The 21,780-nt window shown below is 67.6% G+C and carries 25 protein-coding genes; 5 read left to right on the forward strand and 20 right to left on the reverse strand.

What is annotated here, in order from left to right; genetic code table 11:
• Positions 1 to 36 precede the first annotated feature (36 nt).
• Complete coding sequence (locus ACS5PN_RS04965; protein ID WP_439462826.1) at positions 37 to 885, forward strand: Tim44 domain-containing protein; 849 nt, start codon at positions 37 to 39, stop codon at positions 883 to 885.
• A gap of 80 nt (positions 886 to 965) precedes the next feature.
• The gene (locus tag ACS5PN_RS04970; RefSeq protein WP_439462827.1) at positions 966 to 2,960 is read left to right on the forward strand and encodes a prolyl oligopeptidase family serine peptidase; all 1,995 of its coding nucleotides are present in this window, start codon (positions 966 to 968) and stop codon (positions 2,958 to 2,960) included.
• Here ACS5PN_RS04970 and ACS5PN_RS04975 read toward each other — a convergent pair.
• From ACS5PN_RS04975 to rpsP, 9 genes are all read right to left on the reverse strand, one after another.
• Positions 2,935 to 3,456 carry a histidine phosphatase family protein gene (locus tag ACS5PN_RS04975; RefSeq protein WP_439462828.1) on the reverse strand — a complete coding sequence of 174 codons (522 nt, stop codon included), beginning with the start codon at positions 3,454 to 3,456 and terminating at the stop codon, positions 2,935 to 2,937. The two genes, ACS5PN_RS04970 and ACS5PN_RS04975, sit on opposite strands and share 26 nt — an antisense overlap.
• A 5-nt stretch (positions 3,457 to 3,461) precedes the next feature.
• Positions 3,462 to 4,223 (reverse strand): adenosylcobinamide-GDP ribazoletransferase, encoded by a 762-nt coding sequence (gene cobS / locus ACS5PN_RS04980; protein ID WP_439462829.1) that lies wholly within the window; start codon positions 4,221 to 4,223, stop codon positions 3,462 to 3,464.
• Between the two features lie 5 nt (positions 4,224 to 4,228).
• Positions 4,229 to 5,254, reverse strand: coding sequence for a nicotinate-nucleotide--dimethylbenzimidazole phosphoribosyltransferase (gene cobT / locus ACS5PN_RS04985; RefSeq protein WP_439462830.1), 1,026 nt, complete (start codon positions 5,252 to 5,254; stop codon positions 4,229 to 4,231).
• Between the two features lie 7 nt (positions 5,255 to 5,261).
• A complete protein-coding gene (locus ACS5PN_RS04990) occupies positions 5,262 to 6,251 on the reverse strand; it encodes a CobD/CbiB family protein (RefSeq protein WP_439462831.1) in 990 nt (329 codons plus the stop codon).
• 23 nt (positions 6,252 to 6,274) lie between these two features.
• Positions 6,275 to 6,958: a CoA pyrophosphatase gene (locus tag ACS5PN_RS04995; RefSeq protein ID WP_439462832.1), complete on the reverse strand. Its 684-nt coding sequence runs from the start codon at positions 6,956 to 6,958 to the stop codon at positions 6,275 to 6,277.
• A 120-nt stretch (positions 6,959 to 7,078) separates the two neighbouring features.
• On the reverse strand, positions 7,079 to 7,432 hold the full coding sequence (rplS, locus tag ACS5PN_RS05000; RefSeq protein WP_056201923.1) for a 50S ribosomal protein L19: 354 nt from the start codon (positions 7,430 to 7,432) through the stop codon (positions 7,079 to 7,081).
• Positions 7,433 to 7,567: 135 nt separating this feature from the next.
• Positions 7,568 to 8,308 (reverse strand): tRNA (guanosine(37)-N1)-methyltransferase TrmD, encoded by a 741-nt coding sequence (gene trmD / locus ACS5PN_RS05005; RefSeq protein WP_439462833.1) that lies wholly within the window; start codon positions 8,306 to 8,308, stop codon positions 7,568 to 7,570.
• Between the two features lie 9 nt (positions 8,309 to 8,317).
• On the reverse strand, positions 8,318 to 8,833 hold the full coding sequence (rimM, locus tag ACS5PN_RS05010) for a ribosome maturation factor RimM (protein ID WP_439462834.1): 516 nt from the start codon (positions 8,831 to 8,833) through the stop codon (positions 8,318 to 8,320).
• An 81-nt stretch (positions 8,834 to 8,914) separates the two neighbouring features.
• Positions 8,915 to 9,175 carry a 30S ribosomal protein S16 gene (gene rpsP, locus ACS5PN_RS05015; protein ID WP_439462835.1) on the reverse strand — a complete coding sequence of 87 codons (261 nt, stop codon included), beginning with the start codon at positions 9,173 to 9,175 and terminating at the stop codon, positions 8,915 to 8,917.
• A gap of 202 nt (positions 9,176 to 9,377) precedes the next feature.
• Here rpsP and ACS5PN_RS05020 point away from each other — a divergent pair, with 202 nt between their 5' ends.
• Both ACS5PN_RS05020 and ACS5PN_RS05025 read left to right on the forward strand, forming a co-directional pair.
• Positions 9,378 to 9,929, forward strand: a complete 552-nt coding sequence (locus ACS5PN_RS05020) for a GNAT family N-acetyltransferase (protein WP_439462836.1) — start codon at positions 9,378 to 9,380, stop codon at positions 9,927 to 9,929.
• Positions 9,926 to 10,354 carry a hypothetical protein gene (locus ACS5PN_RS05025; protein WP_439462837.1) on the forward strand — a complete coding sequence of 143 codons (429 nt, stop codon included), beginning with the start codon at positions 9,926 to 9,928 and terminating at the stop codon, positions 10,352 to 10,354. Before ACS5PN_RS05020 ends, ACS5PN_RS05025 begins: the two co-directional genes overlap by 4 nt.
• On the opposite strand, the gene ACS5PN_RS05030 is transcribed toward ACS5PN_RS05025, so the two are convergent.
• The 10 genes from ACS5PN_RS05030 to murJ form a co-directional block, all read right to left on the reverse strand.
• The gene (locus ACS5PN_RS05030) at positions 10,348 to 11,358 is read right to left on the reverse strand and encodes an inorganic phosphate transporter (RefSeq protein WP_439462838.1); all 1,011 of its coding nucleotides are present in this window, start codon (positions 11,356 to 11,358) and stop codon (positions 10,348 to 10,350) included. The genes ACS5PN_RS05025 and ACS5PN_RS05030 overlap by 7 nt on opposite strands.
• Before the next feature lie 9 nt (positions 11,359 to 11,367).
• A complete protein-coding gene (locus tag ACS5PN_RS05035; RefSeq protein ID WP_439462839.1) occupies positions 11,368 to 12,015 on the reverse strand; it encodes a DUF47 domain-containing protein in 648 nt (215 codons plus the stop codon).
• Between the two features lie 92 nt (positions 12,016 to 12,107).
• On the reverse strand, positions 12,108 to 13,214 hold the full coding sequence (locus ACS5PN_RS05040; RefSeq protein ID WP_439462840.1) for an SLC13 family permease: 1,107 nt from the start codon (positions 13,212 to 13,214) through the stop codon (positions 12,108 to 12,110).
• Positions 13,215 to 13,269: 55 nt separating this feature from the next.
• Entirely contained in the window at positions 13,270 to 13,746 is a 477-nt protein-coding gene (folK, locus tag ACS5PN_RS05045; protein ID WP_439462841.1) for a 2-amino-4-hydroxy-6-hydroxymethyldihydropteridine diphosphokinase, read from the reverse strand.
• Positions 13,743 to 15,290, reverse strand: coding sequence for a polynucleotide adenylyltransferase PcnB (pcnB, locus tag ACS5PN_RS05050; protein WP_439462842.1), 1,548 nt, complete (start codon positions 15,288 to 15,290; stop codon positions 13,743 to 13,745). Before pcnB ends, folK begins: the two co-directional genes overlap by 4 nt.
• Positions 15,287 to 15,955, reverse strand: coding sequence for an HAD family hydrolase (locus tag ACS5PN_RS05055; protein ID WP_439462843.1), 669 nt, complete (start codon positions 15,953 to 15,955; stop codon positions 15,287 to 15,289). The genes pcnB and ACS5PN_RS05055 overlap by 4 nt, the downstream gene beginning before the upstream one ends.
• Positions 15,952 to 16,638 carry an HdaA/DnaA family protein gene (locus tag ACS5PN_RS05060; protein ID WP_439462844.1) on the reverse strand — a complete coding sequence of 229 codons (687 nt, stop codon included), beginning with the start codon at positions 16,636 to 16,638 and terminating at the stop codon, positions 15,952 to 15,954. Before ACS5PN_RS05060 ends, ACS5PN_RS05055 begins: the two co-directional genes overlap by 4 nt.
• Before the next feature lie 7 nt (positions 16,639 to 16,645).
• On the reverse strand, positions 16,646 to 17,707 hold the full coding sequence (locus tag ACS5PN_RS05065) for an AI-2E family transporter (RefSeq protein WP_439462845.1): 1,062 nt from the start codon (positions 17,705 to 17,707) through the stop codon (positions 16,646 to 16,648).
• Between the two features lie 26 nt (positions 17,708 to 17,733).
• Positions 17,734 to 18,591 (reverse strand): SirB1 family protein, encoded by an 858-nt coding sequence (locus ACS5PN_RS05070; protein WP_439462846.1) that lies wholly within the window; start codon positions 18,589 to 18,591, stop codon positions 17,734 to 17,736.
• Between the two features lies 1 nt (position 18,592).
• Positions 18,593 to 20,155, reverse strand: a complete 1,563-nt coding sequence (murJ, locus tag ACS5PN_RS05075; protein ID WP_439462847.1) for a murein biosynthesis integral membrane protein MurJ — start codon at positions 20,153 to 20,155, stop codon at positions 18,593 to 18,595.
• A gap of 120 nt (positions 20,156 to 20,275) precedes the next feature.
• Between murJ and rpsT the strand changes: the two genes are divergently transcribed.
• Positions 20,276 to 20,572 carry a 30S ribosomal protein S20 gene (gene rpsT, locus ACS5PN_RS05080; RefSeq protein WP_119046154.1) on the forward strand — a complete coding sequence of 99 codons (297 nt, stop codon included), beginning with the start codon at positions 20,276 to 20,278 and terminating at the stop codon, positions 20,570 to 20,572.
• A 296-nt stretch (positions 20,573 to 20,868) separates the two neighbouring features.
• Here the strand turns inward: rpsT and ACS5PN_RS05085 are convergent, their stop codons facing one another.
• Positions 20,869 to 21,696, reverse strand: a complete 828-nt coding sequence (locus tag ACS5PN_RS05085; protein ID WP_439462848.1) for an alpha/beta fold hydrolase — start codon at positions 21,694 to 21,696, stop codon at positions 20,869 to 20,871.
• Positions 21,697 to 21,780 lie beyond the last annotated feature (84 nt).

The raw sequence follows: 21,780 nt of genomic DNA on the forward strand, positions 1-21,780 counted from the left end.
GAGCCTGCAGCTTCGGGCTCGCTTCTGGAGATCCACTTGAACCGCATCCTCGCTGTGACCCTGGCCGCCCTGCTGGCCGTCGCTCTGCCCACCCACGACGCTGAAGCCAAGCGCCTGGGCGGCGGCGGCATCAAGCGCAGCGTGCCCACCCAGACCGCACCGCAGACGCCGCCCGCCCAGCAGCCGGCGCCCCAGCAGGCCGCCCCCAACAAGCAGGCCGCAGCGCCCGCCGCTGCCCCCGCCGCGGCACCCAAGCGCTCCTGGCTCGGCCCCATCGCCGGCCTGGCCGCGGGCCTGGGCCTGGCCGCGCTGGCCAGCCATCTCGGCTTTGGCGAAGGCCTGGCCAACTTCATGATGATCGCCCTGCTGGCCGTGGCCGCTTTCGCCATCCTCCGCTTCGTGATGCGCCGCTTCGCCTCGCCCAAGCCGCAACTGGCCGGTGCCAACGGCGTCAACCTGCGCGCTGACGAGCCAGCCTGGAACCCGGCACCCGTTGCAGCGTCTGGCGCCGCAGCGGCTGCAACGGCCGACTTTGACGCGGCCGGTTTCGAGAAGCTGGCCAAGCAGGTCTTCATCCGCCTGCAGGCCGCCAACGACGCAGGCGATCAGGCCGACCTGCGCCGCTTCACGACACCGCAGATGTACGCCAGCATCCAGGGCGACCTGCTGGAACGCGGCAGCCAGACCCAGCGCACCGAGGTGCTGCAGCTCGACGCCCATGTCGTCGACGTGGCGACCGAGGAGGGCCAGCAGATCGTCTCGGTGCGCTTCTCAGGCCTTGTGCGCGAGCAGAGTGAGCAGGCCGCCGAGAACTTCGACGAGGTCTGGCATCTGGTCAAGGCCGGCGACGGCTGGCTGATCGCCGGCATCCAGCAAACGGCATGACCACAGGCACAGCGGGTTAGCCCCGAGTCCGACCCGACCGAGAATGGGCGCTTCGAGCGCCCATTCCCTTTTGAGGCCCCATGATTCGTTTTTCCCTTCCCGTCTGCATGCTGAGCACGGCCCTGCTGGCCGCCTGCGCATCCGCTACAGCCCCAACGGCCGTCGTCGCCCCCAACGCCAATCTGGTGGCCCAGGGCATCCCGCCTGTGCCCCAAAGCCTGGCCGACTCCATCGGCCGCTACAACGACTTCCGCGGCCACGCCTTCGCCGACTGGCACCCGACCCAGCGCGAGATGCTGGTCAGCCACCGCAAGGCCGGCGCCAACACGGCCCAGATCTTCCGCGTGACCACGCCGCTGTCCGAGGGCGTGCAGTTGACCGACGGCGTCGACCCCGTCACCCGTGCCACCTATGAGCCGCGCAACGGCCAGTACATCGTCTTCGAGCGCGCCACCGGCGGCAACGAGGTGGCCCAGATCTATCGGCTGCCGCTGAACATCGCCGGCGCCCAGCCGGTGCTGCTGACCAGCCCCGACGAGCGCCACAGCATCAACACCTGGCTGCGCAAGAGCGGCCGGCTGATCTATTCCTCCTTGCCCATCGACCGCACGGCCGAGGGCGGCAAGCGCAGCAAGATCACGACCACCCTGTGGCTGATGGACCCCGAGAAGCCCGAAGCGCGCCGCAAGCTGGTCGAACTGGACGGCGGCGGTTGGGCCGCCGGCCGCCCCTCGCCCGACGAGCGACTGGTGACGTTGACGCGCTATCTGTCGGCCAATGAGTCACAGATCTGGATGATGGATCTCGACAGCGGCGTGGCCAAGCAGGTCGCGCCCGCCGTAGGCAGCAAGGAGGCCAAGGCCAGCTATTCGCCGACGGGCTGGACGGCCGACGGCCGCTCGCTGTGGATCGCCAGCGACCGCGCCGGCGAGTTCCGCGAGCTGATGAAGCTGGACCTGGCCAGCGGCCGCATCGACCGCGTCAGCGGCCACATCCCCTGGGACCTCAGCGGCGTCACGCTGACCGAGGACCGCAGCCAACTGGCCGCACAGTTCAATGTGGACGGCCGCGACGAACTGCATTTCTTCGACGCCGCGACGGCCAAGGAAGTCTCAGCGCCGGCCACGCTGCCGAACGGCAATGTCGGCGCCGCGTCCTATCACCCTGGCAACAGCGAACTGGCCTTCTCCATCAGCAATGCCCAAGGGCCGAGTCAGATCTACTCGCTGGGCAGCGACGGCAAGGTTCAGCAGTGGACGCGTGCCGCGGGTGCTGTCGACACCTCGGGCTTCAGCGAACAGAAGATCGTGCGCTGGAAGAGCTTTGACGGCACGACGATCTCGGGCCTGCTGACGCCGCCGCCCAAGAAGTTCACCGGCAAGCGCCCGGTGCTGATCTCCATCCACGGCGGCCCCGAGTCCCAGGCCAGCTTCGGCTTCCTGGGCCGCAACGCCTACTACGTGCAGGAACTGGGCATGGCCCTGATCCAGCCCAATGTGCGCGGCTCCAGCGGCTACGGCAAGAGCTTCCTGGCCATGGACAACGGCTTCAAGCGCGAGGATTCGGTCAAGGACATCGGTGCCCTGTTCGACTGGATCGCGACCCAGCCCGACCTCGACGCCTCAAGCGTTTTGGTCACGGGCGGCAGCTACGGCGGCTACATGACGCTGGCCGTGTCGACCCACTACCCTGATCGCATTGCCGGCTCCATCGATGTCGTCGGCATCTCGCATTTCGTGACCTTCCTGAACAACACCGAGAGCTACCGCCGCGACCTGCGCCGCGTTGAATACGGCGACGAGCGCGACCCGGCCATGAAGGCCCACCTCGAGAAGATCTCACCGCTGACCAATGCGGCCAAGATCAAGAAGCCCCTTTTCGTCGTCCAGGGCAAGAACGACCCGCGTGTGCCCTATACCGAGGCCGAGCAGATCGTCGCGACCGTTCGCCAGGGCGGCACGCCGGTCTGGTATCTGCGCGCCGAGAACGAGGGCCATGGTTTCCAGAAGAAGGACAACCAGGACTACCAGGCCTATGCCACCGTGCTGTTCATGCAGCAGACGGTATTGAAGTAGGCCTGCCGTAGGCGGGCGGGCGCGGCCAGGTCGACGGTGTCGGCAGCCCGCCCTGCCAATGGCGGGCATTGATCCAGCCGCCGTGGCCCACGGCCAGTGCACAAGGCGGCTGCCAGCCCGCGGCGCGTGCCAGCAGCGCGTTCAGCGACTCGCCGCCATCGAAATCGAAGCTACGGAAGTCGCGCATCCAGCGCTCGAATTCTTCGGCCGGAATGTCGCGCCAGGATTGACCGTCCCAGCGGCCGAAGTCCATTTCGGCGAGGGCCGGGTCGATCTGCCAGCGAAAGCCCCAGCGCTCCAGCCAGCGCCCCACGGCGGCAGATCGCGCCAACGGAGACGTGACGACCTCGCGCGCCAGCATGTTTCTCCGTGCATGAGTGCGGATGCGATGGGCCAGGCGCTTGGCCTTGCGCGGGTCCACCGGCAGGTCGGTGCGGCCGCCTATGCAACGCCCTTCAGCGCCGACAGGCTTGGGGTGGCGCCAGATCGTGAACACGGCATTCAGAACGAGGCCGTGAAGGCCAGCAGCACGGCGATCTCTGCCAGTTGTTCGGTGGCCCCCAGGCCGTCGCCGGTATAGCCGCCCAGGCGGCGCTTCAGCCACTGGCGCATCAGCAGCGCGACGACGGCGGCCACGCAGGTCGCCACCAGCAGGCGGGGCAGATGGACACCGGCAACGACCAGCGCCAGGCCCAGCAGACCGCACCAGCCGAGCGCGATGCTGAAGTTGCGCGGCGCCACGGCCAAGGCCAAAGGCTTTGCCTTGGCGTGCTCCACGTCGCCACCATAAGGCAGGCTGACCATGACGCCCACCGCCGCCGCCCGCGCGAACGTATGGCTGGCCAGCAACGCAGCAACCGCGCCCCACAGCGGCCGTGCAGCCAGCACGGCCACCAGCGCCGCGCGCAGCAGCAGGCTCAGGCCCAGGGCCAGAGCGCCATAGCTGCCGATGCGCGAGTCCTTCATGATGACGAGGGCCTTCTCGCGGCTGACAACGCCGCCCAGCGCGTCGAAGGTATCGGCCAGGCCATCCTCGTGGAAGCCGCCGGTCAGGGCGACCGTGGCGGTCAAGGCCAGCAGGGCGGCCACCCAAGCCGGCCAGAGTTGAGCGGCTCCTACGAGAACCACAGCGCCGACCGTGCCGACCAATGCACCGACCAGCGGAAAGTGACGCACGCAGTCGTTCAGCCAGCCAGGCTCGAAGCGCTCCAGCCGCACCGGCAGCCGCGTCAGGAACTGCAGCGCGACGAGGAAAAGGCGCACCGCCGTCAGTCCTTGTTGCTGACCCCGGCGCTCTCGAAGCTGGCCATGTCGGCCAGCAGCGCGCAGGCCGCCGTCAGCAGCGGCCAGGCCAGGGCCGCGCCACTGCCCTCGCCCAGGCGCAGGTCCAGGTCCAGCAGCGGGCGCACGCCCAGTTGCTGCAGCCAGCGTGCGTGCGGGCCCTCGGCCGAGCGATGGGCGAACACACAGGCCGCCAGTACGCCAGGACGCAGCGCCTCGGCCAACACGACGGCTGCCGTCGTGATGAAGCCATCGACGAGGATGACTCGGCGCTGGGCCGCAGCAGCGATGACGCTGCCGGCCATGGTGACGATCTCAAAACCGCCGAGAGCTGCGGCGATCTGCAGCGGCGTCTGGGCGATTGCGTTCGAGGCCAGGGCTTCGCCCAGCACGCCGAGCTTGCGCGCCAGGCCGGCATCGTCCAGGCCCGTGCCACGCCCGACACAGTCGGGCAGCGGCAGACCGGTCAGGCGCTGCATCAGCAGGCTGGCCGAGGACGTGTTGCCTATGCCCATTTCGCCCAGCAGCAGCGCATTGCCCGGCAGGCGCTCGACGAGGGCCATGCCGTTGCGCAGCGCAAGCTCGGCCTGTTCGAGGGTCATGGCAGGCCCCACGCTGGCATCCGCCGTTCCGGCAGCAATGCGCAGATCGACAGCGCCCTCGGCGCGTGGTGCATCCACGCCGCAATCGGCAATTGTCAGCGCCAGTCTCTGCTGCCGTGCAAGCACGGAGACGGCCGCGCCGCCGGCGAGCATGTTGCCAACCATCTGCGGCGTGACTTCACGCGGGTAGGCCGACACGCCACGCTTGGACAAGCCATGGTCGGCGGCATAGACAACCAGCTGCGGCTCTCGCAGCGCGGGTCGCTCGACGCCCTGGATCAGCGCCAGCTGCAGGGCCAGGGCCTCGATGCGGCCCAGCGCCCCCAGGGGCTTGGTCTTGTGGTCAAGGGCGTGCTGGACACGGGCGCCCAGTCCAGGCTCGGCGAGCGCCGGCAGTTCGGGAAAGTTCATGAGGGGATCAGCCGACGAGGTTGGCGAGGGTCAGCAAGGCGAGCAGCAGCATCCACAGCACGACGGAGCGCCAGACCAGGCCGACAACGCTTTGCAGGTGGCCGAGCTGGGGCGGTGCACCGGCCGTCGAGCCGGCAGCACCGGTCGACTCGGGTTCGGAGCCTGCATCGAAGGTCTTGCTGCGATCCGGCGTGACGCCGGGGGCTGCCGCGCCGCCGAGTTGCAGGCCGACAGCACCGGCCGCCGACGCGAGGATGATGCCTTCGTTGGAATGCAGCCAGAGGCTGGCGTCGCGGCGCCAGCCGTTCACGGCTTCCTCGAAGTTGCCGACGATGGCAAAGCCGGTCGCCGTCATGCGAGCGGGCACATGGTCGATGAGGCCGAAGGCTTGACGCGACAGCGCGAGCAGGCGGGGATTGGTCGGTGCGTCGAGGGTGCGGCTCTTGAAGGCCCAGTAGCGGCCGGCAAACTCGGCCATGCGATAGAGCACCGCGCCGGCCGGGCCCAGGCCGATCGTCGAGCAGACGATGAACCAGAAGAACACGCCGAAGACATGGCGATGCGCGGCAAGCAGGGAATGCTCGATGACGTGGCGGATCAGCTCGGTGCGCGGCAGCTCGCTCGCGTCCAGATGGCGCCATTCGGCCAGCAACTGACGCGCGGTCGCGTCGTCGCCGCGCTCCAGCGCATCACGGATGTCGGTGTAGTAGTGGCTGAACTGGCGGAAGCCCAGGGTCAGGTAGAGGATGAGGACATCCAGCCCCAGGGCCAGCAGCACGCTGAAATGCCGCAAGGCCCAGTAGATCAGCGCGACCACCAGGCCGGGCACCAGGACCGTGATGGCCCAGACGATGGCGGCATGGTGCTCGTCGCCCGCGTCGAAGTTACGGCCCGTCCAGCGCACCCAGCCGATGACCGACTGGTGCACGCGGTTGCCATGCCTCAGGGGCTTGAGTTGCTCACACAGCAGAGCCAGCAGCACCGCGAAGAAATTCATGGGCCGGGATGATAGTGGCGCGCTCAGGCGTCGCTGAGCAGTCGGTAGAAGTTGCGCAACATCGCCGCCGTCGCGCCCCAGATGAAGTACTCGCGCTCGACCCCTTGCCAGGGCATGGACAGGAAGCGCCGTTCGGTACCCGCGAACTCGAAACGGTGATGGCGGTGGTGGGCGGGATTCATCAAAAAGGCCAGCGGCACCTCGAAGGCCTCCGCGACCTCGAAGTCGTCCAGCTTCAGCGTGAAGCCCGGCTCGACAAGGCCGACCACGGGCGTCACCTGGAAGGCCGTCACCGTCGAGTAGACGGGCAATTGGCCGATGACTTCGATGTGCTGGCGCGACAGACCGATCTCTTCCTCGGTCTCGCGCAAGGCTGTAGCGACGGGGCCGTCGTCTTCGGGTTCGACGCGGCCGCCGGGAAAGCTGATCTGGCCCGCGTGGTCACGAAGATGGTCGGTGCGGCGGGTCAGCAGCAGATTCAGGCCGGCCTCGCGCTGCACCAGCGGGATGAGGACGGCAGCACCGGCCGGCTCGCGATTGGCGAACAGGCCGCCATCACCGGCGAACTCGGGCGTCCAGGCCGCCGCGGCCGCGAGGCGGGCGCGGATGGCCGAAGCCGTCAGGGCGAGATCGGTTACAGCAGGGAGGTGGTCATCGACGCTCGTGACGGGCGCGAGCTGCGGTTGGGTGATGGCGGGGCGGGTCATGCGTAGAAAAACAAAAGCCGCCTAGAGCGTAGCTCCCGGCGGCTTTGGCTGGAGTGAAGCCAGCTTTTGTCTGCGTTAACGGCGCCGCAAGCGCCGCCATCAACTTCGACGAAAACTCGCTTAGGCGAGTTTTTCCTTGATACGTGCCGACTTGCCCGAACGCTGGCGGAGGTAGTACAGCTTGGCACGGCGGACGTCACCGCGGCGCTTGACTTCGATCGTGGCGATCAGGGGGCTGTACAGCTGGAAGGTACGCTCGACGCCTTCGCCGCTGGAGATCTTGCGGACGATGAAGCTGCTGTTCAGGCCGCGGTTGCGCTTGGCGATCACGACGCCTTCGTAGGCCTGCACGCGCTTGCGGGTGCCTTCAACGACGTTGACGCTGACGATCACGGTGTCGCCGGGGGCGAACGGGGGAATCGTCTTGTTCAGGCGAGCAATTTCTTCTTGCTCAAGGGTTTGGATCAGGTTCATCTGTACTCCTGGGATCTTGGCGGCTCGCTATTTATCGGGATGTTTGCAGCCAGCTTCATGGGTGTGAAGCCAGACCACTCGACCCGCCAGAGGATCGGACAGCCCACAAGTATAGCCCGCGGATGCGGGTTTTGCCTAGCGCTTGGCCAGGAAGGCCTCGTCGGCCTTGCTCAGACGGCCGGCGGCGCGAGCGGCCGCGATCAGGTCGGGACGGCGTGCGGCCGTCAGCGCCAGCGACTGCTCGCGGCGCCAGCGCTTGATGTCGGCGTGGTGGCCGGACAGCAGCACGGGTGGCACCTCGCGGCCGTCGGCCAGCACCTCGGGGCGGCTGTAGTGCGGGCAATCGAGCAGACCGTCAGAGAAGCTGTCCTGCTCATGGGACTTTGCATCGCCCAGCACGCCGTCCTGCAGGCGCGCCACGGCATCCAGCAGCGTGATGGCGGGCAGCTCGCCGCCCGACAGCACGAAGTCACCCAGGCTGAGTTCCAGCGTCACATGGCGGTCCAGCACGCGCTGGTCGATGCCTTCGTAGCGGCCGCAGAGAAGGATGGCGCCGGGGCCAGCGGCCAGTTCCTGCACGAGGGCCTGGTCGATGCGGGCGCCCGTCGGCGTGAAGTGGATGACGGCGGGTTCTGCCTGGCCCCGATCGGCCTTGACGGCAGCCAAAGCTTTCTCCAGCGGCTCGGCCAGCATGACCATGCCGGGGCCGCCGCCATAGGTGCGGTCGTCGACGCGGCGGTAGTTGTCTTCAGCGAAATCGCGCAGCGGCCACATGCGCACGTCGACCTGACGGCTCTCGAAGGCGCGCCGCGTGACGCCATGCGTCAGATGCGGCGCGAACAGCTCCGGAAAGATCGTCAGGACGTCGAAGCGCATGGCTTCAGCTCAGAAGTCGAGACCCCAGTCGACCGTGATCCGCTTCGCTTCAAGATTCACGTCGTCGATGAAGTTGCCGACAAAGGGGATCAGCCTTTCCTGATCGGGCTTGGCGGGCTCTTCCACGCCAGGCGGCAGGATGCGCAGCACCGCATGCGGGCCGGTGTCGATGAGACCGATGACGCGGCCCAGGGCCTGCGACTCGCGGTTGACGACGTCCAGGCCGATCAGGTCCACCCAGTAGTACTCGCCATCGGGCGTGCGCGGGAAGTCGCTGCGGGGAATGTGGATCTCGTGGCCACGCAGGGCTTCGGCGGCATTGCGGTCGTCCACGCCTTCGGCCGTGGCGACGATGCCTTCGCCCTGCTCCCGTACCGATTTCACGGCCAGGATCAGTTGGCCGGGCTTGGGGCCGGTCGACTTCAGATACCAGCGCTTGGCGCTGAACAGCGCGTCCGCGTCGGCCGAGTAGGCCTGCACCTTGAGGCCGCCCTTGATGCCCCAGGCGTCAAGGATGCGGCCCACGGGGAGCAGATCTTCGGGCCAGGAAGCAAAAGACGGCGCCGAGGCGCCGTCTTGCTGAGGCTTGTTGCCTGCCACGCCGAATCAGGCGGCGGCGACAGCCACCGTCTTGGCTTCGCCAACCAGGCGGGCCACGGTGGGCGACAGCTGGGCGCCGACACCGAGCCAGTAGCTCACGCGGTCCTGCTCGACGCGCAGCTTCTCGGCAGCGCCGGAAGCGACGGGGTTGTAGAAGCCGACGCGCTCGATGAAGCGGCCGTCACGACGTTGGCGGCTGTTGGCGACGACGATGTTGTAGAAGGGGCGCTTCTTGGAGCCGCCGCGGGCCAGACGAATCACAACCATGATGTTTCCTAAAAATTGGGTGACTACCGCACGAGGAGACACTCAGGGCGAGCAAGTCGAAAAGCAGGAACCCCCTGCAGGGCCAGCCACTGTAGATACGCCGCAGCCCTTTTCAAAGCCTTGAAAGGAGTGCGACCAGCGCCGAAAACCGAGCATTATAAACTCGGTTGAACCCTTGTTGAGTAGCTTCCAAATCCGACAGATGTCACAGCCCGCCGCCGCCATTTCGCCCCTGACCATCCGCCCCAGCACCGACGCCGACCTCGCCGCCATCCAGGCCATCTATGGCCAGGCTGTGCTGGAAGGAACCGGCACCTTCGAAACCGAAGTCCCGGGCGTCGACGAAATGGCACGCCGCCGTTCCGAGGTGCTGGGCCGCAACCTGCCCTGGCTGGTTGCCGAGCGTGAGGGCCAGGTGCTGGGCTACGCCTACGCCAACTATTTCCGCCCTCGCCTCGCTTATCGCTTTTGCGTCGAGGACTCCATCTATCTGTCCCCTGCCGCGCAGGGTCAGGGCGTCGGCCGGCTGCTGCTGGCCGAGCTGATGGCGCGCTGTGAGGCTGCCGGCGCGCGCCAGATGCTGGCCGTCATCGGCGACGCCGCCAACGCCGGCTCGGTCGGCGTGCACACGGCGTTGGGTTTCGAGCACACCGGCGTGCTGAAGAGCGCGGGCTGGAAGTTCGGCCGCTGGCTGGACGTGGTGCTGATGCAGCGCCCGCTGGGTCAGGGCGACAGCACATCCCCGGCCGAATGAGCTCCGGCACCAAACACAAGGCCGTCGCGACCTGGCTGGCCTTGCTGGTCGGCGTCTTCGGCCTGCATCGCTTCTATCTGCATGGTCTCAGGGATCGCTGGGCCTGGGCTTTTCCGTTGCCGACCCTGCTGGGCCTGGTGGGCCTGAACCGCATGGACCATCTCGGCCAGGATGACCGGCTGGCCTGGGTGCTGATTCCCTTCCTCGGCCTGAGCCTCGTCGCGGCCCTGCTGGGTGGCATCGTCTACGGCCTGACGCCGGATGAGCGCTGGAACGAACGCTTCAACGCTGGCCGGCCGGCCAGCACGGGCGGCTGGGCGGCCATCATCGGCGTCGTGCTCTGCCTGCTGTTCGGCGGCACGGCGCTGATGGCGACCATCGCCTTCAGCGCCCAGCGCTACTTCGAATCCCAGGCGGGTCAGTAGATCGCGAAGCTGATCCAGTAGCAGACGCCGGCCATCAACGCGGCGGCCGGGATCGTGAAGATCCACGCCCAGACGATGCTGCCGGCCACACCCCAGCGCACGGCCGAGGGGCGCTGCACCGAGCCCACGCCGACGATGGCACCGGTGATGGTGTGGGTCGTCGACACCGGGATGCCCAGGGCCGTTGCCAGGAAGAGCGTGATCGCCCCACCCGTTTCGGCGCAGAAGCCGCCGACCGGCTTGAGCTTGGTGATGCGCTGACCCATGGTCTGCACAATGCGCCAACCGCCGAACATGGTGCCCATGCCGATGGCGATATAGCAGGCGACGATGACCCAGCTGGGCGGCGCCTTGTCGCCGACGCTGACCATGCCGGCCGCGATCAGCAGCATCCAGATCAGGCCGATGGTCTTCTGCGCATCGTTGCCGCCGTGGCCCAGGCTGTAGAGACCCGCCGACACCAGTTGCAGCCGCCGGAACCAGCGGTCGATGCGGATGGGTGACTTGTGCCGGCAGATCCAGGCCACGATGACCATCATCAGCGAGCCCAGCAGATAGCCCAGCAGCGGCGAAACGATGATGAAGGCGACGGTCTTCCAGATGCCGCCCGCCACCAGGGCCGAAGGGCCGGCCTTGGCAACGACGGCACCAGCGATGCCGCCGATCAGCGCATGCGAAGAGCTGGACGGAATGCCCCACCACCAGGTGATGCCGTTCCAGAAGATGGCGCCTATCAGCGCCCCGAAGACGACGTGATGGTCGACGACGCCCGGCTCGACGATGCCCTTGCCAATGGTGGCAGCCACCTTCAACTGGAAGAAGGCGATGGCGACGACGTTGAAGAAGGCAGCGAACAGCACGGCCTGCTGGGGCTTCAGCACGCCGGTGGAGACGACGGTGGCGATGGAGTTGGCCGCGTCGTGGAAGCCGTTCATGAAGTCGAACAGCAGGGCCAGCACGACCAGCAGGGCCACCACCCAGAAGGCGATCTCAGCGGATGCCATGAGCGCCGATCAGGAGTTCTCGAGGACGATGCCCTCGATCAGATTGGCCACGTCCTCACAGCGGTCGGAGATGGATTCCAGCTGCTCATAGATGGCCTTGAGCTTGATCAGCTCGCGCACATCCTCCTGCTCGCGGAACAGGCGCGACATGGCCGAGCGCATGACGCGGTCGGCATCGGACTCGAGTCGGTCGATCTCCTCGCAGGTCTTCAGCGCAGCCTCGGTCGTGGCGGGCTTGCTGAGGTGCGGCAGCAGGGTGACGGCATGCTGGACACGCTCGCAGCAACGCACCGACAGCGTGCACAGCTGCAGCACCTGCTCAGGCACAGCGCGCACGTCGTACAGCGACAGCGTCTCCGACGAGTCCTGCAGCAGGTCGAGGATGTCGTCCATCGCGTTGATCAGGCCGTGGATCTGCTCGCGGTCGATGGGCGTGATGAAGGTGCGGTGCAGCAGCCGGTTCACCTCGGCAGTGACGCGGTCGGCAGCATGCTCGGCTTTGTCGACCTCTTCCGCATATTGCTGGCGCAGCACCGGGTCGGCATAGTTCTCGATCATTTTCTGGAAGGCGCGCGCGCCTTCCAGGATGAAGCCACCATGCTCATTGAACAACTCAAAAAAATTGCCCTCACGGGGCAGCAGCTTGCCAAACAGCATGGGCGTCCTTGGATCTCTCGAAGGCGCGGAGTTTACCGGGCGCTGTCACGAAATCGTCATCACGGTGACTCAAGGATGAGGCCAGCAACCTTTCAATTCAGCCCCGCGACGAACAGCAGCCCGTACCCGACGGCCGCTGCGACCAGCAGCGCGGGGATTGCATAGGCATGGAAACTCAGCCAGGCCCGGCGGTCACCCGACAGCCGCAGCGCGATCAGGTTGGCCAAGGAGCCGACCATCAACCCGAAGCCGCCGACGTTCACGCCATAGGCGATCACGCGCCAGTCCTTCGAATACTCGGCCAGCGCGATGGCCGCCGGCACGTTGCTGATGACCTGGCTCGCACCAATGGCCGCAGCGTACAGGTTCAGCGGCCGTTCCAGCCCCAGGCCGAGCATCGCTTTGTGCACCACCGGCAACCCGGCCAGCAGGCGCAGGTCGATGAACATCAGCACGAAGACCAGCAGCAGGCCCCAGTCGAGTTGCGCCAGCACGCCCGGCCGCGCGAGCAGGAGGATCGCAAGGACCGCTGCGACTGCCCAGCCGGCGTGATGCATGTCCGTGGCGATCAGGAACGGCAGGTACAGGGCCAGCGATAGGGCCAGCAGCCGGTGATCCAGAGGCGCAGGCGGGGCCTCGTCGTGCACCTCGATGGCCTTGCCGTCGAAGGCGAGCGCCGTCAGCACGAGCAACGCCGCCGTCAGCGCCACGACCAGCGGCAGCAGATGCCAGATGAAGGCGCCGAACGACACCTGACCCAGTTGCCAGAGGAAGAGGTTCTGCGGGTTGCCGATGGGCGTCAGCGCTGAGCCGGCATTCACGGCCAGGGCCTCGAACACGATGAGCTTGGTGGCAGGCATGCGCGCGAGGCGGCAGACGCCCAGGGTCAGCGGCACGACGACGAACAGGGCGACGTCGTTGGTCAGCACCGTGGACAGCAGCGCTGCGGCGGCCACGAGGGCGAGCGCGGCGGAGCGCTCCGTGGGCATGGCGTCGATCAGCCTGTGCCCCAGGCGATTCAGCGCGCCGCTGAGCTCCAGACCCTTGGTGAGCGCCAGCAAGCCGGTCAGCGCGGCGATGGTGGGCCAATCGACCAGCGACCCATAGCCCGAAATGCGCCCCGGCGCGTACAGGCTGAGCAGCAGCAGCCCCACCAGCAGGATCTGGAAGAACCGGTCCTCGCGCAGGCCGCGCAACACCCTGACGAGTGGGTTTCTTCCCTCGAAAGGCGCAGACATCAACCGGATCTCCGATTCACAGCGACAAGGGCGCCAGACGCTCGATACGCTGCGCCTGCCAGTCCTCGCCCACGGCCAGATGGCCCAGCTCCGGTGCAATCTCCAGCAGCGGCAGCAGCACGAAGGCGCGTTCGCCCAGGCGGGGATGGGGCAGCGTCAGGCGCGGCGTGTCCAGGGTCAGCTCACCGTAAAGCAGCAGATCCAGATCCAGCGTGCGCGGCGCATTGCGGTAGGAGCGCTCGCGGCCATGGGCCAGCTCGATGGCCTGCAGCGCATCCAGCAGTTCGAGAGGCGCCAGCGTCGTGTCCAGGGCCGCAACAGCATTCAGGAAGTCGGGACCACCGGCATCCACGGGTGCACTGCGCCAGGTGCTGGAAAGCGCAGCGACCTGGGTGCCAGGCAGCGCGGCGAGCCGCAGCGCTGCCTGTGTCAAGGTGGCAGAGAGATTGGCACCCAGGTTGGCGCCAAGGCCGACGTAGGCGCGCGAACTCACTCGGCTGCAGGTGCGGGCGCCGCGGCGCCCTCTCCGCCGCCACCGGGCTTGCGGCGGCGACGGCGGCGCTTCTTGGCGGGCGCGTCGACGGCCGACGGCTCTGCATCTTCGCCCGCCGGCGTTTCGGGGCGCGGCGCGCGGACGACGCGAGGCTGCTTCTGCTGCGTCGCACGGGCATCGGCCAGCAGGGCCTGGCGGTCGTCGTCGCTGCCCAGGGCGAAGTCTTCCCACCAGTCGGCCAGGGCCGGGTCGATCTCGCCGACGTCGGCGCGCAGACGCAGGAAGTCGAAACCGGCGCGGTAACGGGGCTGCTCGATGAGGCTGAACACGCCCGAGCCGCTGCGACGCTCGAAGCGGATCTGCATCATCCAGATCTCGCGCATGTCAGCCGCCAGCTTGCCGCGACCGGAAATGTCGCCGATGCGGGCGTCGAAGACGGCGTCGATGGCCTGAGCCAGGGCCGGAACGGGCGGTTCGCCCGCGTTGCGAGTCTTGGTCCAGCGGTCCAGTACCTCGTGCCAGAGCATGCAGGCCAGCATGAAGCTGGGGCTGACGCCGCGGCCTTCGTTGACGCGGCGGTCGGTGTCCTCGAAGGCCTGGCGCACGAAGTTGCCACGCACGCCCTGCGGCAGATCGCCGGTCTCGGTCAGCATGGCATCCAGCACGGCAAAGACCTTGCCGCCCTGCCCCACCAGGCCAAGTTTCTTCAGCTGCACCAGGCTGGACAGCGAGTGCCCGGTCTGCAGCAGCTTGATCATTTCGTCGAAGAGGCGCGACGCCGGCACATTGGTCAGCAGCGGGATGCATGCCGCCACCGGGGCCAGCGTCTTCTTCTCCAGCTCGAAGCCCAGCTTGGCCGCAAAGCGCACGGCGCGCACGATGCGGACCGGGTCTTCCTTGTAGCGGGTCTCGGGGTCGCCGATCATGCGCAGCAGCTTGGCCTTGGCATCAGCCAGGCCGCCGTGATAGTCCACGACCAGGCGGCGCTGCGGGTCGTAATACATCGCATTGACGGTGAAGTCGCGGCGGGCGGCGTCCTCGATCTGCGGGCCCCAGACGTTGTCGCGCAGCACGCGGCCGCTGGCGTCCACGGCATGGTGCTTGCCGTCGAGTTCGGCCTTGGCCGTCTTTTCGTTGCCGGCCACGGCTTCCGATTCGGTCGGCAAGGCGCGGAAGGTCGAGACCTCGATGACCTCGTGCTCACGGCCGCGGCCATAGACGACGTGGACGATGCGGAAACGCCGGCCGATGATGAAGGCGCGGCGGAACAGGCCCTTGACCTGCTCGGGCGTCGCGTTGGTGGCGACGTCGAAGTCCTTGGGCCGCATGTTCAGCAGCAGGTCACGCACGGCGCCGCCGACGATATAGGCCTCGAAGCCGGCGTCGGTCAACGTCTTGACGACCTTGACGGCGCGCTCGTCGAGCAGATCGGGGTTGATGCCGTGAACCTCGGCGGGAACCTCGACCCGCTTGCCCAGCGGGCTGGTCTTCTTGGGCGCGGCTGCGGGCTTGCCGAGCAGCTTGTCGATGAACTTTTTGATCATGCGAAGAGGTGCAACTGGGGCCAGCCGCGCTCGGCGGCAATGGCGGCGAGCGTCGGGCTGGGATTGGTCGCCACCGGGTGGCTGACGCGTTCGAGCAGCGGGAGGTCGTTGGTCGAGTCGCTGTAGAAGGTCACGCGCTCGAAATCGCGCCATTGTGCCCCCAGCCCCTGCAACCAGCTCTCAACGCGCGCGATCTTGCCCTCACGGAAGCTCGGCACGCCGCGGATGGCACCGGTGTAGCGCCCTTCTTCATCGCGCTCAAGCTGCACCGCGATCAGGTGCTCGATGCCGAAAGCGTCCGCGAACGGCGCCGTGACGAATTCATTGGTCGCGGTGACCAGTGCGATCAGGTCGCCGGCGGCGCGGTGCTTCTCGACCAGAGCCATGGCCTCGGGTCGCAGCGCCGGCGTCATGACCTCGGCCAGGAAGCGTTCGCGCACGGCCAGGGCCTCGGCCAGCGGGCGGCTGCGGAAGGCCGAGGTCGCGAAATCGACATAGGCCGGCAGGTCCAGCGTGCCGGCGTTGTACTGGGCGAAGAACTCGTCATTGCGCGCCCCCCAGACCTTGCCGTCGACCCAGCCCTTCTCGACCATGAAGGCCCCGAAGGAATGATCGGAATCGATGGGGATCAGCGTCCCGTCCAGGTCAAACAGCGTCAGATTCATAAATTGGGGTCAGTGTCGATTTTCTCGTCGGCCAGCATGGCCTTCAGCAATGGCAGCGTCAGCGCGCGTTTGCTGGCCATGGCGAATTCATCCAGACGCTCCAGCAGCACCATCAAGCCCTTGAGGTTGCGCTCGAAGCGGGTCAGCAGATAGCTCAGCACGTCGTCGCCAAGCAGCAGACCGCGGCGGTCGGCCTCACGGCGCAGCACGGCGCGCATTTCGGCCTCGCGCAGCGGCTCCAGCGCGAAGCTCGGCCCCCAGCCCAGGCGGGTGCGCAGGTCCTCGCGCACATCCAGGTCGACAGCGGGCGCATCCGCGGTCGCAACCACGGTATAGCCCTGCCCTGCTGAAGCCACGAAGAGAGCGAAGGCCGCATGCTGCTGGCCGGCGTTAAAGCGCTGGCAGTCGTCCAGCAGCAGCAGGCTCTCATGAGCCGGCAGCTCCCAGGGCAAGGCGGTGTCGGCGTCATACCAGGCGACGCGCTGGCCAGCCGCCTGCCAGCGCTCGGCCAACGCTTGCAGCAGATGGGTCTTGCCGGAGCCGGTCGGCCCCCACAGCAGCACCGGCGCATCGCCCGGAATCAGGCCGTGCAGATAGGCCAGGGCCTCGGCATTGGCGCCGGTCAGGAAGTTGTCGAAGCTGTGCGCCGGCGGCGCCAGCAGCGCGAGAGGAATCTGCCTCATGGACGGATCAACGGAACAGCGAGCTCGCGAGATAGGCCTTGTGCAGGCGCTTGACGGCCACGGCTGCCACAGCCGACAGCGGCAGCGCGATCAGCACGCCGACAAAGCCAAGCAGGTGGCCGAAAGCCAGCAGCGCGAAGATGACCATCAGCGGGCTCATGCCGATGCGTTCGCCGACGAAGCGCGGCGTCAGCACGAAACTCTCCAGCAACTGGCCGACACCAAAGACGATGGCCACGGCCACGACGCCATAGATGCTGGCGAACTGCAGCAGGCCAGCCAGCAAGGCCAGCACCAGGCCCAGACCAAAGCCCAGGTAGGGAATGAAGACCGCCAGCCCTGTGAAGACGCCGATGGGCAGTGCCAGGTCGAAGCGCGCCAGCGCGAGGCCGACGCTGTAGTAGACGGCCAGGGCGCCCATGACGAGGAGCTGGCCGCGCAGATACTGGCCCAGGGTCTCGTCGCATTCGTCCAGGAAGCTGCCCACCGAGTCACGCGCCGCCGGCGGCACCAGGGCTCGCATGCGCTCGACCAGGCTGGGCCAATCGTTCAGAAGATAGAAAAGCACCACCGGCAGCAGCACCGCATTGCCGACGAAAGCCAGCAGGAAACTGCCGCCGATGCGGGCCGAGCTCAGCACCGTGGCCAGCCATTCCTCGAAATTGGCGTCCAGATACTTCAGCACGAAGGCCTTGATGCTGGCCGGGTCGAGCTGCATGTGGATGCCATGCTCGGCCAGCCAGGGCGAGACCTTGTCGTTGGCCAGCTTGGCCAGCGCCGGGATCTGCTCGCGCAAGGCCGGCAGCTCCTTGCTGAGGATGGGCAGCACCAGCAGCACCAGGGCCAGCAGGGCCATCGCGAACAGCATCTCCACCATCACGACGGCCAGGGCGCGCGGCGTGCGCCGGTTCACCAGGGCCTGCACCACCGGCGCCAGCGCATAGGCTAGCACCAGGGCCGCAATGAAGGGCGCCAGCACCGGCGACAGCAGCCACAGCAGCAAGATGAGGGCGAGGGCGACACCACCCCAGGCCAGGGCGGTGCGTTGGGTCTTGCTGAGCTTCATCATGGTGGTTGGCGGGCGGGCGCGGATTGTCACTGAAGCGGCGGCCGGGCCTGGTCGAGCAGCAGGGCCAGGCGGGCACGCAGATTGGGAGCGTCGGCCGCATCAGGCCGTTCCGCAAGATAGAAGCTCAGGTCTTCGGCCGCTGCGGCAAAGGCGCCCAGGGATGCAAGCACCAGGCCGCGGTCGCGGCGCTCGGCCGGGTCGCCAGGCAGCAGGACGACCAGGCGCTGCTGCACGGCCAGCAGGCGCGTCCAGTCCTCCGCGACGCGGTGGACCTCCTTCAGGTTGCGCAGCATGCGGGCCAGGATCTGGCGCGGCGTTGCGGCACGCAGGAAGAACTCCAGCGGCAGCTCCAGGTCGTCCGGCAGGCCGCTGCCCTGGCGATAGAGGGCCAGGCGTTCGTCCAGGCGCGATGGCGACAGGGATTCGCCGGTGAAGGGGTCGATGACAGCCTCGCCCAGACCGATCTTGCATTTGACGAGGAAGTGGCCCGGAAAGGCCACGCCGGCGGCGCGCAGGCCAGCTTGCTCGGCCAGCTCCAGCAGCAGCACGGCCAGCGTGATGGGGAGGCCACGACGCGTTTCCAGCACGCGGTGGACATGGCTGTTGTCCGCAGCGTAGTAGTTGTTCAGGTTGCCGGCAAAGCCGAGCTCGCCATGGAAGAAATGCGTCAGCAGCCGCAGGCGCTGGGCCGGCGCGGCATCCTGCGCGATGCGCTCGCGCAGTCGGCGCGCAAGCCCGTCCACATGGGCGAGCACGGCCTGCACGTCGAGCTGGGGGTGGTCATCCTGGGCCAGGCTGATCGCGGCCTCCAGCAGATTCAGACCCTGGTCCTGCGCCACCAGGGTGGCGAAGTAGTCCAGCGGGGTGGGCACCGCGTACTTCATCTCAGCTCGGCCGCCCCAGGGCGCGGGGCCGCATGCCGACCAGCAGCAGCACCCCGAAATAGACGGCGGCACTGGCGGCCAGGCTGGCCGCCATGAAGAGGCCACGTTGGAACTCGTGTGCGCCGAGCGCCAGCCAGTCCAGGCGGACAGCCAGTTGCCATTGCAGCAGCCCCATCGCCGTGCAGCCCAGCACCACGCGCAAGCCGAAGGCCAGCCAGCCCGGCTCGGGGCGGTAGCTGCCCAGCTTCCTCAGCCCCCAGAACAGCCAGCTCGCATTGACCAGGGCGCCCAGACCGATGGACAGGGCCAGGCCGGCCACGCCGATCCAGGGCACAAACACCAGGTTGAAGCCCTGCGTCAGCACCAGCACGCCGACGGCGATCTTGGCCGGCGTACCGGTATCCTGGCGGGCGAAGAAGCCGGGGGCCAGCACCTTGACGGCGATCAGGCCCAGCAGGCCGATGCCCCACCCCATGACGGACTGCGCCGTGTGGGCCACATCGCTCGCCGTGAAGGCGCCGCGGTGGTAGAGCACGGCCGTCAGCGGCTGGGCGAACACCAGCAGGGCCACGGCGCAGGGCAAGGCAAACATCATCACCATGCGCAGTCCCCAGTCGAGCAGGCGGCTGTAGCGCTCGGTCTCGCCCGAAGCCTGGGCCGCGGACAACTGCGGCGTCAGCACGGCGCTGAGGGCCACGCCGAGCAGCCCGATGGGGAACTCCATCAGCCGGTCGGCATAGTTCAGCCACGAAGTGGCGCCCTCCCCCAGGCGGCTGGAGATCTGCGTGTTGATCATCAGCGACAGCTGCGACACGCCCACGCCCAGCAGGGCCGGCGCCATATTGATCAGCATGCGCTTCACGCCCGGATGCGCTTGCGACTGGCGCAGGCCGCGCCAGCTCCAGCGCAGCCGCGGCCGCATGCCGATGCGGCTCAGCGCCGGCCATTGCACCGCCAGCTGCAGCAGGCCGCCCAGCATCACACCCGCCGCCATGCCGTAGATGCCGGGCATGCCGGCACGCTCCAGCGGGCCGACCAGGGCCCACCCGCAGGCGATCATGCTGAGATTGAGCAGCACCGGCGACGCCGCCGGCACGACGAAGCGCCGCCAGGTGTTCAGGATGCCCGCCGACAGCGCCACCAGCGACATGCAGCCGATATAGGGGAACATGAAGCGCGTCATGACCACCGAGGCATCGAAGGCCGGCGCTGGCAGCCCGCCGCCCAGCAGCCAGACCAGCAGCGGCGCGGCGACGATGCCCAGCACCGACGTGGCAACCAACGCCCACAGCAGCACCGTGGCGACGGCATCGATGAGGTCGTGGGTAGCCTCGTCGCCCTGCGTCGCGCGCGCACCCGCCAGCAGGGGTACGAAGGCCTGGGAGAAGGCGCCCTCTGCGAACAGGCGCCGCAGCAGGTTGGGAATGCGGAAGGCCACCAGGAAGGCGTCGGTCATGGCCGAGGCGCCAAAGAGGCCAGCCGTCATTTGCTCGCGGACGAGCCCGGTGATGCGCGAGGTCAGGGTTAAAAGGGAAATGGTCGACGCAGCGCGCAGCAGATTCATGGCGGCGGATTATCTGTGTCGTGAATTGCGTCTCTCCCGATACTCTGCGCAGGCACTTGGCTTTAACCCTGATTTCAGGCTATACTCGTCGTCTTTGCACCAACTGGGTATAGATACAGCATGGCAACCAGCTCCAAAGCCAAGAAGAAGACGGTTCGCCTGGCATCGGGCCGCAAGCGCGCCCGCCAGGACGTCAAGCTCAACGCCGCGAACACCGCGCTGCGCTCCAAATTCCGTACGGTCATCAAGAACGTGCAAAAGGCCGTGACGGCCGGCGACAAGCCCAAGGCCGCCGACCTGTTCAAGACCGCCCAGGCCGTCATCGACTCCGTCGCCGACAAGGGCATCTTCCACAAGAACAAGGCTGCTCGCCACAAGAGCCGCCTGTCCGCCAAGATCAAGGCGCTCGCCGCCTGATAACCAATCCAGCTCTGGTGCAAGCAGAAGGCCCGCGAAAGCGGGCCTTCTGCATTTCCGGGTGGATTTTGCGGGCCGAGCGCCGGGCCGCTCCCTAGCCGGCCCGCCTTAGGCGATGTGCTTGCCGGTCGAGCCGGCCAGCATCGCCGTCCCCTCGGGGGCTGAGGTCGGACACATGGCGCCCAGTGGGCGGCATGTGCCTACCGAAGAACTGCGGCACGGCCGCAGCGCGGTCTGCAAGACCGACTGGGCTAGCCCGCGTCCAGCGAGGCAAGACCGGGCGAGGGGTCAGCAATCTAATGCCACTCGCCGGCCGTCACGCCCTGGATGCTGCGGTCGCGCAGCCATTCGGCGACGGCCCGGGCCACCCACTGCGGATCGTCCAGCGGCAGATCGTGGCCAGCCTTGGTGTGCAGGCGCAGTGGCGCCCCCCAGGCCCGGCTGATGGCCTGGGAGCAGCGCCAGTCGACCAGGCTGTCTGCCTTGCTGCACAGCAACAACATCGGCGCGCCCGGGCGGGTGCGGCTGGCCCGGTAGCGCATGCTGGCAAGCAACTGGCGCGCGGTATTGCGCACACCCAGCGGATGCTGGCGCTGCAGTTCCACCCAGCGGTCGATGACAGCCTGGGTTGGCGTGAGCCGCGTCGTCAGGCTGAGCACGCGCTCTTCACGCAAGCGGGCGCTGAAGCGGCTCAGCGACAGCAGCGCCAGTCCCAGATAGTTCAGCGGCCGCGGCTTGCGGAAGAGTTCGCTGAAGGGCCTCAGGCTGGGATTGATCAGCACGCCGGCCTCGACTTCCTTCGGATAGCTGCTCGCCCATTCGCTCAGCACGGCAGCACCCAGAGACATGCCGATCAGCGACACCGGTCCAGTGACGCCCTGGCGCTCCAACTGCGCGCGGCAAGCATCGACGATGGCCGAGACCTGGGTCGGGCTGGCCTGGCGGCGCAACGCTCCCGTACCGGGCAGGTCCAGCATCACCAGCCTGGAGGTCGGGTGCAGAACCCTGAGTTCACGCAAGAGGTGCTCGGGAAAGACACCCCAATGCCCGCTTTCGCGCGACAAGCCGCGCAGCAGCACCCAGACCGGCGCTGGCGGCTCGCCCACCCCGGGTTCGATGGGCATGGGCTGAGTCACGGCAAGGGAGGTGCTGGGATGGGTCGGCATGTGTCCAAACATTGCCGGCGAGGATAACGGCGCCGCACCTTG

Origin of the sequence: Roseateles sp. NT4 (genome assembly GCF_051857475.1) — a bacterium.
Lineage (GTDB): Bacteria > Pseudomonadota > Gammaproteobacteria > Burkholderiales > Burkholderiaceae_C > Pelomonas.

Bases quoted from the DNA above. Each gene is read 5' to 3' on its own strand.
- ACS5PN_RS05070 (WP_439462846.1), bottom strand. From the start codon at position 18,591: ATGAAGTACGCGGTGCCCACCCCGCTGGACTACTTCGCCACCCTGGTG.
- murJ (WP_439462847.1), bottom strand. From the start codon at position 20,155: ATGAATCTGCTGCGCGCTGCGTCGACCATTTCCCTTTTAACCCTGACC.
- ACS5PN_RS04990 (WP_439462831.1), bottom strand. From the start codon at position 6,251: ATGAATTTCTTCGCGGTGCTGCTGGCTCTGCTGTGTGAGCAACTCAAG.
- ACS5PN_RS05025 (WP_439462837.1), top strand. From the start codon at position 9,926: ATGAGCTCCGGCACCAAACACAAGGCCGTCGCGACCTGGCTGGCCTTG.
- rplS (WP_056201923.1), bottom strand. From the start codon at position 7,432: ATGAACCTGATCCAAACCCTTGAGCAAGAAGAAATTGCTCGCCTGAAC.
- ACS5PN_RS05035 (WP_439462839.1), bottom strand. From the start codon at position 12,015: ATGCTGTTTGGCAAGCTGCTGCCCCGTGAGGGCAATTTTTTTGAGTTG.
- cobT (WP_439462830.1), bottom strand. From the start codon at position 5,254: ATGAACTTTCCCGAACTGCCGGCGCTCGCCGAGCCTGGACTGGGCGCC.
- ACS5PN_RS05020 (WP_439462836.1), top strand. From the start codon at position 9,378: ATGTCACAGCCCGCCGCCGCCATTTCGCCCCTGACCATCCGCCCCAGC.
- ACS5PN_RS04995 (WP_439462832.1), bottom strand. From the start codon at position 6,958: ATGACCCGCCCCGCCATCACCCAACCGCAGCTCGCGCCCGTCACGAGC.
- ACS5PN_RS05065 (WP_439462845.1), bottom strand. From the start codon at position 17,707: ATGATGAAGCTCAGCAAGACCCAACGCACCGCCCTGGCCTGGGGTGGT.
- ACS5PN_RS05085 (WP_439462848.1), bottom strand. From the start codon at position 21,696: ATGCCCATCGAACCCGGGGTGGGCGAGCCGCCAGCGCCGGTCTGGGTG.
- rpsT (WP_119046154.1), top strand. From the start codon at position 20,276: ATGGCAACCAGCTCCAAAGCCAAGAAGAAGACGGTTCGCCTGGCATCG.
- trmD (WP_439462833.1), bottom strand. From the start codon at position 8,308: ATGCGCTTCGACGTCCTGACGATCTTTCCGGAGCTGTTCGCGCCGCAT.
- ACS5PN_RS04970 (WP_439462827.1), top strand. From the start codon at position 966: ATGATTCGTTTTTCCCTTCCCGTCTGCATGCTGAGCACGGCCCTGCTG.
- rpsP (WP_439462835.1), bottom strand. From the start codon at position 9,175: ATGGTTGTGATTCGTCTGGCCCGCGGCGGCTCCAAGAAGCGCCCCTTC.
- ACS5PN_RS05030 (WP_439462838.1), bottom strand. From the start codon at position 11,358: ATGGCATCCGCTGAGATCGCCTTCTGGGTGGTGGCCCTGCTGGTCGTG.
- pcnB (WP_439462842.1), bottom strand. From the start codon at position 15,290: ATGATCAAAAAGTTCATCGACAAGCTGCTCGGCAAGCCCGCAGCCGCG.
- ACS5PN_RS05060 (WP_439462844.1), bottom strand. From the start codon at position 16,638: ATGAGGCAGATTCCTCTCGCGCTGCTGGCGCCGCCGGCGCACAGCTTC.
- ACS5PN_RS05055 (WP_439462843.1), bottom strand. From the start codon at position 15,955: ATGAATCTGACGCTGTTTGACCTGGACGGGACGCTGATCCCCATCGAT.